The organism is Paenibacillus germinis (genome assembly GCF_013141785.1).
In the GTDB taxonomy this organism is placed as follows: Bacteria; Bacillota; Bacilli; order Paenibacillales; family NBRC-103111; genus Paenibacillus_E; species Paenibacillus_E phytorum.
Genome location: NZ_WHOC01000143.1, coordinates 20,189 through 35,811, shown reverse-complemented (window position 1 = coordinate 35,811; position 15,623 = coordinate 20,189). Strand labels below are relative to the sequence as shown.

The window sequence follows — 15,623 nt, the reverse complement described above, 5'->3', positions numbered from 1 at the left end:
CAAGGGGATCCTCACCAATTTGCGAAAAGGCATCGGAAATAGCAGGAGCTTTTCCATGTAATCCCGCTTTTTGAGCAGAAATGCCCACATTAACGGGAGGTTTTCCAGTTAGCGAAACAATAGGAGCAAGAAGCCGGCTAAAGTTCAATCACCTTATGGGGCAGCCCCTAAAATAGAAACTCCACTGCCCCATCCAACACATTTTCCAGCTTGTCGTAGTGCGTAAGTAGAATCTCACTCAACAAAATGTCCGGATTTTCCGTAACTTGCTGAAGTAACGCTTGATAATCGGTCATCATCCGTTCAATCGTCTCTTTATTAAACAAATGGATGCCGTATTCCGCATGGAGCACAATATCACTCTCATCCTCGATCGCTTTGACAGACAAATCGAACTGGGCGATTTTGTTTTCCCTGTGGTAAGGCTCAAAACGAAGACCGGCAAACTCCGAAGCCTTCAATTCCTGGTTCTGACTACTAAAGACCGTATCGAAGAGCGGATTTCGGCTTAAATCCCTGCGCAGCTCCAATTGATCAATAAGCATCTCCAAAGGGTAATGCTGGTGTTCCAGAGCAAGCAATGAACTTCGCTTCACTTCCTCCAAAAACTGCGCGAACGTTTTGCCGCTTTCCGGCTGGCTGCGTATCGCGAGCGTATTAACGAACATACCTAGGATGTTCTCCGTTTCAGCAAACGGCCTGCCTGCTACCGGTGTTCCAACGATTACATCCGTCTGCCCGCTGTATTTGGAAAGGAGTACTTGATAAGCAGCAAGTAACATCATATAAAGTGTGGCTCCATAATCGGACGCTATTTTGTGAATTTGATCATGCAATGGCTGCCCTAACCTAACGGTGACTGCATCCCCTTCAAAACTTTGCACGGCTGGTCTCGGAAAGTCGGTCGGCATCGCCAACACCGGAATATCGCCGGAAAACGTCTCAAGCCAGTACGCTTCATGGATACGCATCGACTCGGAAGAGAGCATGCCGTTCTGCCAAACGGCGAAATCTTTATAATGAACCGTTAATTCAGGAAGATCATCTCCGTGATACAGACAAGCAAATTCATTCAACAAAATGCCCATCGACACACCGTCGGATACAATGTGGTGCATATCAAACAGCAGTAAATAGCGCTGAGCACTTACATGTACGAGCTTGACTCTCAGCAGCGGCGCCTTTTGCAGATTGAATGGCTGTACAAACTCCGAAACGATGGATTCCAGCCCGTCCTCTGTGCTTCTGGCGTACTCAACCTGAAAATCAACATTCGTATGTACGATTTGCACCGCTTCGCCGTGGGCCGTCTCGAATGTCGTTCGAAGTGATTCATGTCGGGCGACCAAGCGCCGGAACGTTTGCTCGAATCTCTCCAGATCCAATTCACCTTCGATGAACATGACGCCTGGAATGTTATAGCTCGTGCCCGAGCCTGTAAACTGGCTCATGATAAACATCCGCTTCTGAGCGGAGGAAACCGGGTAATAGTCGCGCGGCTCCACTGGCTTAATCGTCTCATATGCTTCCTTATCGGCTTGTGCGATATGCTGGGCCAACGCCTCTATCGTTGGCGACTCGAAAAGCACCCGCAGTGGCACGTTCACTTGAAGCTGCTGCTTGATCCGCGCCAGCAGCGTCATCGCCTTCAGCGAGTGGCCGCCGAGCTGGAAGAAATCATCGCGGATACCGATCTGCAGCACACCGAGTACGTCCTGCCAGATGACGCTAAGCCGCTCTTCCGCCATGTTGCGAGGCGCTGCATAATCTGTGCCTAGCCCCAAGCCGCCCTCCGGCTCAGGCAGCTCGCGGCGATCGATTTTGCCGTTAACGGTCAGCGGCAGCCTCTCCATCTGTACCAAGTACGCCGGCACCATGTAGGATGGCAGCTCCTTTGCCAGAAAAGCCTTTACTTCCAGCGTACCAAGCTCCAGCTCCGCCACGATGTAAGCGCACAAGAACTTCTGCCCGTTCGCATCCTCACGTGCGATCACTACGGCATCCTTCATGGCTGGATGCTTCATTAGCTCCGCCTCGATCTCGCCCAGCTCGATCCGGTACCCCCGGATCTTCACCTGCTGATCGATGCGGCCTCTATATTCAATCGTTCCGTCCGGCAACCATTTCGCCAGGTCGCCGGTGCGGTACATTGTCTCTCCCGCTATGAATGGGTTCGGTACGAAGGTTTCGGCCGTCAACTCCGGCCGGTTCGCGTACCCTCGCGCCACGCCATCACCGCCGACGCACAGCTCGCCCGGCACGCCAATCGGCTGAAGTTGGTTGTACTTGTTCAAGATGTACGCTGTGGAATTGCTGATCGGCCGCCCGATCGGAATGCTTCCCTCGTAATCCCGTTCGATCGAGAATGTTGTGGAGAACGTTGTGTTCTCCGTCGGCCCATAGCCATTAATCAAACGCAGACCCGGACACTTATAGCGCACGTGATTAATGTGGCTCGGCGACAGAGCATCTCCGCCGACCAGAAGCTGTCGCACACCCGTGAATAACTCCGCATTCTCCTGCGAAAGCTGGTTGAAAAGCGGTGAAGTGAGCCACATGGTCGTGATTCGATTGTCGGCGATAAACGCGCCGAGCCTATCGCTATCCAGAATAACGCTCTTATCAGCTAGATACAGCGTACCTCCGTTCAGCAGAGCGCCAAAGATCTCAAACGTAACAGCATCGAAGCCAAGCGCGCCTGTCTGCAGAATGCGTTCGTCTTCGCTCCACTGGACGTAGTTCGTCTCCTTCACCAACCGAACAACGCTGCGCTGTTCGATAAGTACGCCTTTCGGCTTACCTGTGGAGCCTGACGTGTAGATCACATAGGCCAGATCGCGTGGTCCTCCCAGTGACAACAAGTTCTCGTTAACTTGGCTATTCACATACAATGCGTCATCATCGAGGTCGATCACATGCTCAGCGAGCGCCGCCTGCGCCATCCAGTACAATTTCCGCTGCGCCAATACGATGCGGGCGCCGCTATCTTCGAGCATAAATCTGATTCGTTCCGCAGGCATCTCTAGGTCAAGCAGCAAATAAGCGCCACCCGCCTTCAGAATCCCCATCAGACCGATCATCAGCTCAATTGAACGATCCGCCAGCAGGCCAACGACCTTGTCGGAGCCAACCCCCTGTCTCCTCAGTTCGCTTGCAAGCAGATTCGCCCTCTCGTTCAGTTCTCGATAAGTGAGTTGTTTGTCTTCATAAACGACAGCCGGATGCTCCGGCGTCAGCGCAGCCTGCTTCTCAAACAGCGTCGCGATCGTCTCGCTGTTCGGATAATCAGATCTCGTATTGTTGAACTCTTGGATGATTTGCCACGCTTCTTCATCAGTTACCATGCTTAGCTCAGCCAGCGTTTGATCCGGCACTAATGAGATATTTTCTAACAAGCATACGAAATGGCGCGCCATCCGCTCTGCTGTCTCCATCGCAAACAAATTCGTGCTGTAATCCAGCTGGAACTCCAGATTTCCCGCTCCTTCCCGCACTTCCAGCGTCAGATCGAATTTGGCGATGCCGCTTTGCCATACGTACGGCGTAAAGGTCAATTCCCCAAAGCCTGTTCCACCCTCTTGGCCTAGTCCAGGATCGATGCTCTGCATACTGAACATCGTATCGAACAGAGGATTGCGGCCGGGATCGCGCCGAATATTCAACCGATCCAGCAGCGAATCAAACGGATACTGCTGCGCTTCAAATGCTTGAAGGGCATACTCCTTTACTTCCGACAAGAAGGTGCGGAATGTTTTCCCGCCTTCCGGACGGCTTCGCAGCGCCAGCGTACCGACGAACATCCCGACGACATATTCCAAGTCAGCCTGGGAACGGCCGGCAGTCGGCGTTCCTACAACGATATCTTCCTGTCCGGAATACTTGGAAAGCAGCACGTTATATGCAGCAAACAGTACCATATAAAGCGTTGACCCGTTTTCCGCAGCCAAACGTTTCAATGAGCCGAGCAATTCGGTCTCAACTTCAAAGCGTATATGGTCACCCTCGAAGCTCTGTACCGCAGGGCGAGGGAAGTCAGATGGAAGCTCCAGCTGTGGCAGCTCGCCAGCAAACGAATTCAACCAGAACGCTTCTTGCTTGCGCAGTGATTCACTCTCCATCTGAGCCTGCTGCCAAACCGCATAGTCTTTATATTGGATGGGCAGCTCAGGCAAAGTACCACCGCCATACAGCTGTACAAACTCCTTCACAATGACGGACATCGATACGCCATCTGAGATAATATGATGCATGTCGTACATGAACAAATGCCGCCGTTCCTGGAGCTCTACGAGCGCCACACGGATCAATTGCGCCTTTTGCAGATCGAACGGACGCATAAAACGTTCGACCATTCGTTCAATGACTTTGTTTTCTGCGGCCAAATCCTCGGCGCCTTCAGACAGTCGTGAGAACTCTACCGTGAAATCGACGTTTTCATGAATCTTCTGAACCGGCTCCCCGTCGATCAACTCAAAGGACGTGCGCAGCGCTTCGTGCCGCAGGATGAGGCGCTGGAACGCTCCCTCGAACAGGTCGCGATCTAACACGCCTTCGATGATGAATACTCCAGGCATATTGTAGCCTGTACCTGCATCATCCAAATCTTGCAGCACAAACATACGCTTTTGTGCGGAGGAAACCGGATAATACGACTTTTTATCCGCTGGCTGGATCGCTTTCCTGACATCCTCCTCCGACTCGCGGATCTTGCGTGCCAGCCCTTCCGTCGTAGGCGATTCAAACAGCTCGCGCAGCGGGATGTTGACACCGAAATGCTTGTTCAAGCGCGACATTAGCGTCATGGCCTTCAGCGAGTGACCGCCGAGACTGAAGAAATTGTCATGAATGCCGATGCGAACAATCCCCAGCACTTCCTGCCAAATCGCAATAAGCGCTTCTTCCACGACATTTGTTGGCGGTACGTACTCCGTACCCGGCACAAATTCCCCATCAGGTTCAGGCAGTGCGCGACGATCTGTTTTGCCGTTCGGTGTCACAGGCAGCTTTCCCAACTCCATAAAAAACGACGGAACCATGTATTCCGGCAGTTCTTTAAGCAAATACGCCCGCAGCTCTAGCGAATGGAGCGGTCTATCTGACACATAATACGCGCATAAATAGGTTCCGCTCTGCGCATCTTTGCGGTCCAACACAGCTGCAGCCATCACCGAAGGATGATTCAGCAGCTGTGATTCGATTTCACCAAGCTCAATACGGTGCCCACGGATTTTCACCTGATGGTCGATACGGCCGAGAAACTCAAGATTGCCGTCCGGCTTCCACCGTGCCAAATCGCCCGTTCGATACATACGCTCGCCGTTGCGATATGGATTTTCCATAAACTTTTCCACAGTCAGCTCGTCGTTGTTTCTGTAACCACGCCCCACATTATCGCCGGCAATAAATAATTCTCCCGGGGCGCCGAACGGTTGAAGCTGTAGTCCGTCATTCAAAATATAGATGCCGTTGTTCGCAATCGGCCGCCCAATCGAAGGCAGCTCAGGAATGTCACCGTTTGGCTCCATCTGAAAGATGGTGACGACATGAGTCTCCGATGGTCCGTAATGGTTATGGAGATACACGTCATTTTTTTGCAAAAAGGAACGAAGCTGATTCGTGACCACTAGCTGCTCGCCGGCAGTAATGATATGTCGTACACAGGACGGAAAACCGCTGGCATATTCTTGCTCGTTAAATATAAATTTCAAGAAGGAGACCGGGAGGAACAAGACTTCAATTTGCGCCTCTTCAATCAAATGAAGCAGCTTGTGCACCTCTCGCTTCGTATCTCCGTCGATCAGATATAATTTCCCTCCCGAACACAATGTTGAAAAAATCTCCTGGTAGCACACGTCGAAGCTCATCGTTGTGTATTGCAGAACGGTACTGCCGTAATTTACTTTGTCGTGGCGGAAAACATAGTGAAGCAGATTGACCATATTGCGATGCTCAAGCATGACACCTTTCGGCTTGCCTGTCGTACCTGACGTATAAATGATATAGAATAGCTGGTCAGCGCTGCTAGTTAGCTCTAAGTTGCTTCCCTCCGAGTCATATACGTAATCGCTAGAAATATCGAGGATTTCCCCGCCAAACGCTACCTTTTCGTATAAATGGCTTTGTGTTAGCAAAATGGACGCTCCGCTGTTGTGAAGCATATAGCCCACGCGTTCTTCCGGCAGCTCCGGATCGATCGGCACATAAGCGCCTCCAGCTTTCAGAATCGCCAGAATACCGACTACCAAATCCGGCGAACGTTCCACCATGATCCCGACAGCCTGATCCGCTCCAACGTTTTTGCCATGAAGCGTTCTGGCTAATCGATTGGCCCTTTCGTTCAGTTCACGGTACGTCAACTGCCGTTCCCCAAATACAATGGCCACCCGATCCGGCGTTTCCTCCGCCTGCTCCTCAAACATACGATGAATCGTCAAATGGCTTGGAACTTCTTCCCTCGTATCGTTTAACTTCAGAAGAAGCTGCTTTTCTTCATCGGTGACCATAGCAAGATCCTGCAGGCGTATCTCCGGATGTTCCACGATCGTCCATGCGACGGTGTTCAAATGCCCTTCGATGCTCCGCAGAAATTGCGTGTCGTACACGTTCGCGTTATAGTTCAGGCGCACCGCCAGCTCCCGGCCTGGCATAACCAACAAGTTCAAATCGTAGCTCGTCTGCTCGATCATACTCACATCCGTTGCTTCAAATCCCAATTGGCTTTCGAGCGATCCATTTTGCACGGACTCTTCTACGGGATAGTTTTCGAAAACGAGAATATGATCGAACAGATTACTCTTAAGCACGCTTTGCGCCTGAACCTCAGCAAGCGGCAAGTAGGTGTACGATTCGGCAGCCAGCGCACCCAGCTGCACACTTAGCAGCACATCCGAGAATGATTGATCTGCGGTCGATTTCACGCGTACCGGAATCGTATTAATGAACAAACCGACCATTTTCTCTATGCCAACAACTTGCGACGGTCGACCGGAAACGACGGAACCAAATACGACATCATTGGCATGACTGTACCTTTGCAGCACAATGCCCCAGATCGTCTGAAACACCGTATTTAACGTTACCTGATGCCTGCTCGCCAACTGCTGAAGCTTCGCAGTCAGCTTCTCATCGAACCGGATCGTCAGTTCTTCCTGCTTATATCCGCGCTTGGTAATATCCGTGGCGGTAGCTGTCATCTGGGGCACGGACGCCAGTTGTTCATATCCAGACAGCGCCTCAGCCCAAAAACGCTTCGCTTCATCCTTGTCCTGGCGTTCCAGCCATTTGATGTAGTCGCTGTAAGGATATGTCCTTTCCAACTGGATCGGCGCCTGTTTCCGCAAGGAGGCATAGATTTGGAACAGTTCACCGACGATGATACCAAGGCACCATCCGTCCATCAGAATGTGATGGTGGCTCCAAAAGATTTGATAGTCAGACTCCCCCGTCTGAATGACGGAGACACGCATCATCATGTCCTTGGACAGATCGAATCCATGCTCCAGATCTTCCTGTTTAAACCGCTCTACAAATAGCCCACGTTCCAGTTCAGGCAAACTGCTGACATCTTCGAAGTGAACCTGAATCTGACGCTCTTTCAGCACCACTTGCACCGGGCGTTTCACTTTTTCATAAAGGAACACGGTACGAAATACGTCATACCGCTGAGCGATTCGGTTTAAGCTGACCGAAAACAAGCCAATATCGAGCGTCCCTCTTACGCGGATGGACATTTGTTCGAAGTAAGCATTCGATTGGCCCTGCTCGAGCAAGTAATGAAACAGCATCCCTTCCTGCATCGGGGATAAAAAATACATGTCTTGGACGTGTTCTTTTTTAAATTGGCTCATACAGCGGCTTCTCTCCTTAGAATTTACATTAGGGACGTAAGCATTTGCTATGCTATCATTTCGCGCATCTAGCCATGATTACAGCTTTTCACCAAGCAATTCGAAGATATCATCGACGTCGTCCGTAGTCAGTCCTTTGGAGCTGAAATCACTCGCAGTCCGCTCGCTTTCCTCTTTGTTCCTACAGTGATCGATGATGCGGAGCAGATGATATTTGAAGGCAGCGGATAAACATTGCATAGTGGACTCCTCATACTGCTTCGGGCTATACGAAAATCGGAAGCTCATCTCGCCGTTTGCTATCATTCCGTTCATGATGATTGGATACATGCGGTGGGAATTCGGATTAATCGGTTCTCCCATGTCATATGGGGACGGACCGAACGCATCATGGACGAGATTCGCATCGAACTGACCGAGATAATTGAAGCAGATCTCCGGCTTTAGCTTAAAATGCAGCCCGGACCGTTTGTCTTCCGGTGTCAAATATTTCAGAATGTCATAGCCGATTCCCTTGTTCGGAACCTGTCTGAGAGTCTCCTTCACCGACTTGATCTCCCTGGATAAATCACCATCCGTCAGATCAAGCACGACCGGATACATGGAGGTAAACCAGCCCACTGTTCGGGAAATGTTGACGTCTTCCATCATCTCTTCGCGCCCGTGGCCTTCGAGTTGAACAGCAATCCGATCGGTCTGCCCCCACTCCTGAACTGCCAATCCTACAGCAGTTAAAAGAATGTCGTTCATTTCCGTATGGTAGGCTTGATGGACATGCTTCAGCAGATGCTCGGTCTGTTCCCGGGTAAGCGTAATTTCTGCCGTTGCACTCTCGCCTAAAGTACAGGTTTCAATTGCAAAATCTTTATACAATGAGCCAATTGATTTATTTTCCAATTGTTTCCAATAATCAATTTCCTGCAGCAATTCCTTGCTTTCCGCGTAAGCCATTAAGCGCTGAGACCAATATTGGAACGAATCCGTTTTTTCCTGAAATGCGGTGTCTTCGCCAGCAAGGGCCTGCGCATAGCTTGTCGCCAAATCTTCAAACAGGATGCGCCAGGAGATACCGTCAACGATTAAATGGTGAGCGGCAAGCAGCAGGTGATCACCTTCAGCTGTTTGGAACAGAGCAGCTTTCAGTAGAGGACCTTGACTCAGGTCGAAGCTTTGTTGAATGTGATTAGCTGCCGATGCAATGCGCACTTCTGTGTCAGAATGATCCGTGAAATCGAACCGTTCGAATCCGTACATCTCGCCTTCTAGGCCGCGGCCCAACTGAACGATCCGCCCGTCCTGCTCGTCGTAAACCATACGAAGCGCATCATGATGCTGGACAAGATCCCGAAGCGCTTTCTCCAAAGCCAGCGAATCGAATCCGTCAGACTTATGCAGCATAACGGATTGATTCCAGTGATGCTGGTTTGCAAAACACTGATCGAAAAACCATTGCTGAATCGGTGTCAAACCAACTTCACCCGTTACTGTCTCCTGACTGATTTGGCGCTTGACCAGCGCAACTAAGCTGCTCAGCTCTTCGATCGAAGGGTATCGGAATAGATCTTTCATCTCAAGCTGCAGCCCGTGATTAAACAGACGTGAAGCTACTTGAATGCCTTTGATCGAATCGCCGCCGAGATCGAAGAAATTGTCACGTATACCAATCCGGTCCGATCCCAGCACTTCCTGCCAGATGTGCACCAGCTTTTCTTCCAACTCGTTTCGAGGCGCTATGTACTCGGCACCTGTCTTCAGCCCACCCTCCGGCTTCGGCAGCGCCTTCCGGTCAACCTTGCCGTTAGACGTCATCGGCATGTGCGGGAGCCTTACAAAATGCGATGGGATCATGTATGCCGGCAGATCCTCTGATGCATGTGCCCTCAGCTCAGTCACGGTCAGATCCTGATCCAACAGCAGGTAAGCGCAAAGGAACTTTTGCCCCTGCTCATCGTCCAGCGCCATCACGACGGCCTCGCGAATCGCCTCGTGCCTCAAGAGCTGCGTCTCGATTTCGCCCAGCTCGATCCGATGCCCGCGGATTTTGACCTGGTGGTCAATCCGGCCCAAATATTCCATTTCTCCGCTGCGCAATAATCTGGCAAGATCGCCCGATCTGTACAGCCTCTCCTCCGGCTTGTAGGGATTCGCGATGAACCGCTCTGCTGTCAACTCATCGCGGTTCAAGTACCCGCGAGCCACGCCTTCTCCGCCCACGTACAACTCTCCAGTGACGCCAATCGGAACGAGACGCTGCTCGCTATCAAAGATATAGCTTGTCAGTGTCGGAATCGGCCGGCCGATATTGCTTAAGCTTATCTCCATGTCCTGTTCCGTTATTTCTTTAAAAGTAACGTGAACGGTCGTTTCTGTAATGCCATACATGTTAATTAGCTGTGTCTGCGGGTACTTCGCCTTCCATGGCTTCAGCATGATCGGATTCAGCGCCTCGCCGCCGAAAATGACATAACGTACCTGCAGATCGTTGTCCTGACGTCCAAGCACCTCGTGAATCAGCGCGTAGAACGCGGTCGGCGTCTGGTTAAGCACAGTTACACCCTCTTGGCGCAGCAGCTGTGCGAACTCCTTCGGATTCTGTGCCACCGATTTAGGCACAACGACACAGGTGCCGCCGTACAGCAAAGCGCCGTACATTTCCCAAACGGAGAAATCGAAGCAGAAGGAGTGGAACACAGTCCACACGTCGCGTTCTGTAAAATCGAACTTCATCCGGTCGTTTAGCATCAGACGAACGACATTGCGGTGCTCGATCATGACGCCCTTCGGTTGGCCAGTCGTACCGGACGTATATATGATGTATGCCATGTCCTCAGGCTGATTTACTGACTCCAGGTTCGAGCCATCACCGCTGTATAGCGCCGGGTCACTCATATCAAGCACCGTCCCATTAAACGGCACTTTACCAGTCAGTTGAGGCAGGGTCAGCAGTACGCGGGCGCCGCTGTCATCCAGCATAAATTGCAGCCGGTCCTGAGGGTAATCTGGATCGAGCGGTACGTAAACGCCGCCGGCCTTCAACGTGGCAAGTATTCCCACGATCATATCGAGCGACCGGTCAACTAACAGACCTACCCTATCGTCCGGCAATACGCTGAGACTACGCATTTCCTGGCCAAGCTGGTTGGCTCGCTCATTCAACTCGCGGTAGGTCAACCGATCCCCGCCACATACGACCGCGATGCGATCCGGCCATTTCGCAGCCTGTACCTCGAAAAGTTCGTGCAGCGTCATTCCTTCTGGATACTGAGCAGCGGTATCGTTCAAATCGACCAGCAAATGTCTCTTCTCCGCCTCACTCAGCATATCCATATGAGAAATCGTCTGGTATGGGTTAGCAACCGCAGTATGTAAAATATTCAGAAAATGATCGGCCATACACTTTACGGTTTCCTGCTTGAACAACTTGGTCCGGTAAACGAAGCAAAGCTCGATCCCCTCTTCGTCTTCTCTCGCTTCAATCGTCAAATCGAACTTCGCGATGGGATTGTCTAGTAGGCCTGGCGATATTGACAATCCGTCCAGCACCATGGCTTCAAGCTCAATGTTTTGCAGGACAAACATCGTATCGAACAACGGATTGCGGCTCATATCTCTGCGCACATCGACCTGCTCAACCAGCGTTTCGAACGGGTAATCCTGGTTATCGTAAACATGAAGCATGTTCATCTTGACTTGTGCCAGAAATTCGGCAAACGGAAGCTTGCCGTCTACTCGATTACGGAGCGCCAGCGTACCCACGAACATGCCGATGATCGATTGCAGATCGGGGTGGGATCTGCCGGCAATTGGCGTCCCGACGACGATATCTTCCTGTCCGGTATATTTGGCAAGCAGCACATTATAGGCTGCCAGCATGACCATAAACAGTGTAGTTCCTGATTCAGACGCAAGACGTCTGAGCGCCTCCTTCAGCTCTTTGCCGGTATGGACGATAACCTTATCTCCCTCAAAGCTCTGAATAGGCGGTCTTGGATAATCCGTTGGGATTTCAAGAACAGGAACATCCCCACCAAACATCTCGACCCAGAAGGTTTCCTGCCGTTTCATTACTTCGGATCCGAACCATTCGTGCTGCCAAATGGAAAAATCTTTGTACTGAATCGCAAGCTCCGGCAAGTAGTTCCCTTGATACAGGAGCATGAATTCCTTGACGATAAGACCCATCGAGGTACCGTCGGAAATAATATGATGAAGATCGAACAAGAAGAGGTGCCGTTCTGCAGCGAACCGGATTAACTCCACGCGCAGCAGCGGTGCCTTGCTTAAATTAAACGGGTGTATGAAGTCGTTCAACATCTCCGCAGCGTCTTCTTCGTTCGCCTCTTTTACAGGAATTCGCAGCTCAACCTGCGGATGCACGATTTGCACAGGCTCCCCGTCCACCGTATCGAAGGAAGTACGCAGCGTATCGTGCCGCGCCACTAGAGCTTGGAATGCTCCGCGGAACTTTTCTACATCCAAGGGTCCTTCCAGCAGCATGGCCCCTGGCATATTGGAGCTGGTACCGTCAGGGTCAAGACGGTTCAGCACGAACATCCTTTTCTGCGCGGAGGATACCGGATAATAATCACGCTGCTCCATAGATCGGATCGCTGCATAGACTTGTTCGTCTGCGCCTTGAATATACTTGGCAATCTGCCTTATTGTCGGACTGTCGAACAGTACCTTGATAGGTACTTCCACCTTCAGTTCCTGATGAATTTTCGAAATAAGCATCATCGCCTTCAAAGAATGGCCGCCGTTTTCGAAAAAATTGTCCGTGACACCGATATACTCCGTCTTTAAAATCTCTTGCCAAAGCGGCAGCAGATTAGCTTCCGTAAGGTTAGCCGGCGCTTCATTCACGGCAGCGGATTTCAATTTCCCTTCCAGCTTCGGCAGTGCTTTGCGGTCAATTTTGCCGTTCGGCGTAAGCGGCAGGCGTTCCATCGGTATAAAGTAGGAAGGCACCATATAGGCTGGAAGCACCTGCAGTAGGTCGTCTTTAAGCTCAGCTGCTGCCCCTGTTTCGAGTGTATAATACACAGCAAGCGCTTTTTCTCCCCCACCGTCTTCGACGACGAGCACGACAGCTTCTTTCACTAGGCGATGCCTCAGAATCGCCGCATCGATTTCTCCGAGCTCGATGCGGTAGCCGCGAATTTTAACCTGATGATCGATCCGATCGATAAATTCGATATTGCCGTTCGGCAGCCACTTGGCTAAATCGCCGGTTTTGTACATTTTCGTGCCTGGAAGGAAGGGATTGTCGATGAATTTTCCCAAGGTGAGCGCTTCTCTGTTCCAATACCCTCTGGCTAACCCTGCTCCTGCTACGCACAATTCACCCTTCACCCCAACAGGCAGCAGCTGGTGATGTTGATCCAATATGTATACCTGAGAGTTAGCGATCGGATGACCGATCGTTACCGACTCTCCAGGCACAAGGTTACGGCAGACAGTCGAGATGACGCTATTTTCCGTCGGGCCGTACTCGTTGACAATTTCCGCTCCTGGAATGATTCTCTTTGTTCTCTCCAGCATATAAGGCGAAATGCTCTCTCCGCCGAGAGTTACAGCTTTCAGCGATGAGGCTTCCTCCGCATGCATCGTTTCCAAAATCGCGGCATACAAGCTCGGGACGCAGCTGAAATGAGTAATGTGCAAGGAAGTGATTCGTTTCTTCAGCGCCAACGGATCTTTCGCTTCCTCATCACTTACCATGACAACCGTCGAACCGGACACGAGCGGAGCGAAAAAGCTGCTCACAAAGGCATCGAACGAAAACGATAAAAAAAGCAGTACACGATCATCCGTGCCGAATCCATATTCCTCTTTTCTCCAACGGATCGTATTCACGATGCTTGCGTGTTCGATCATAACACCCTTCGGCTGACCGGTCGTTCCTGATGTATAGATCATATAGGCCAAGTCCGCTAGCCCGCTTGTTCCAGTGAGATTAGCAGCATCAGAGGCATAATTCGCTTCATCTTGCAGATCTAGGAACTCGCAATGACTTCCCTCAACCTTGTGCATTAAACCCGTTTTGCTTAAAAGGAACTGCGAGCCGCTATCTTCAAGCAAATAGCGGATCCGATTAGCGGGATATTCCGGATCGCATGGCACATAGGCTCCGCCGGCCTTCAGAATGGCGAGCAGACCGACAGACATTTCTAAGGAACGTTCCGTCATGATGGCAACCATTCGGTCCTTGCCTACGCCTTTTTCTTTTAATACCCACGCGAGTTTGTTGGCTCTTTCATTAAGCTCCCGGTACGTCATGCTCAAATCTCCGCAAACAATAGCCGTTTGATCCGGTGTTTTTATGGCCTGCTGCTCAAACAGCGCATGGAGCGTTTGCTCTTGATCCTGCGGATAACGGATTTCCGTATCATTAAAAGAGTAGAGAATTTGCTGTTTCTCTTGCTCCGTTACGATTTGAATATGCTTGGGCAGCATGTGCGGATCGGCAACGACCTGAGCGATGATTTGCTTCATGTGCCCTTCGATGCTGTTCATCCATTCCACCGCATAAACAGCTGCATTAAAGCTAAGCTTGATCAAGAGTTCAGCGCCTGGTGCCACAACGATATTCAAAGGATAATTGGTCTGTTCCTCGACATGCACATCGTTGATAACGAAGCCCAGTGCTCCCTCCCAACCGTTATTTTGCAGCTCTTTGGCGACCGGATAGTTTTCAAAAATAAGGATATGATCGAATAAATCCTGCTTGTGTCCATTCTGGCTCTGAATTTCGTACAAAGGAACGAAATGATTGGCCTCCGAAGCCAGCGCATTGCGCTGAGCTTCGGCAAGCAGACTGCCAAACGATTGCTCATCTTGATAGGAAATGCGTACCGGAATGGTGTTAATAAACAATCCGACCATTTTCTCAATGCCCTTCACCTGCGAGGGGCGTCCGGAAACGACAGAGCCAAACACAACGTCGTTCGTATGGTTATATTTACTAAGAAGCAGTCCCCAAATCGTTTGGAAAACCGTGTTTACCGTCGTCTGACAGCTGCTGGCAAGCTGTGCGATCCGCCCGGTCGTCGTTTCATCAATAACGAAGCTGATCTCTTGCTTTTGATACAAACTGTCCTCAGGTACGAATGCTTTAGGGATATGAACGGATTGCTCGTAGCCGTCCAGATACGTTTGCCAATAGGCCAGCGATTCGTCTTTATCCTGCTTTTCCAGCCACTTGATATAATCGCTAAAAGGGTATACCGCTTCTTGAGGCAGCGTCTTCTCATTCTTCAAAGCTTCATAGATTTGAAACAGCCGGTTGATGACAATGCCAAGCCCCCACCCGTCCATCAAGATATGATGGTGGCTCCAGATGAACTGATATTCCTGTTCAGCCGTTTGGAATACAGCAATGTACATCGGAACATCCTTGGCCAGATTGTAACGGCCGGCATTCCGTTCGCTGATAAAAGACGCGATGCAGTTCCGCTGCTCGCTTTCATCCAGATGATCGATTTGTTCGAAATGAAGCTGAATCGTTCTTTTGCTTAAAACGACCTGTCTTGGGCGCTGAAGATTTTGATGTACAAAAGCAGTACGTAAAATATCGTTTTCTGCGATTAATTGGTTAAAGCTTTGTTCGAAAAGGCTGACATCGAGCTGCCCGCAAAGTTTTGCTTGCAGCAGATTATGATAGGCGCTCGAGTCTGGATCCATGATTGAATGAAAGAGCATCCCTTCCTGCATGGGAGTGAGCGGATACACTTTTTGGATTGTGTCTGATTTTTTCATTATTCACCTCTAAAGAGT

The 15,623-nt window shown here is 50.6% G+C and carries 2 protein-coding genes; both read right to left on the bottom strand.

What is annotated here, in order from left to right:
* Positions 1-167: 167 nt before the first annotated feature.
* A complete protein-coding gene (locus tag GC102_RS26450) occupies positions 168-7,847 on the bottom strand; it encodes a non-ribosomal peptide synthetase (RefSeq protein ID WP_171692186.1) in 7,680 nt (2,559 codons plus the stop codon).
* Between the two features lie 78 nt (positions 7,848-7,925).
* Complete coding sequence (locus tag GC102_RS26445; protein WP_171692185.1) at positions 7,926-15,605, bottom strand: non-ribosomal peptide synthetase; 7,680 nt, start codon at positions 15,603-15,605, stop codon at positions 7,926-7,928.
* Positions 15,606-15,623: the final 18 nt, after the last annotated feature.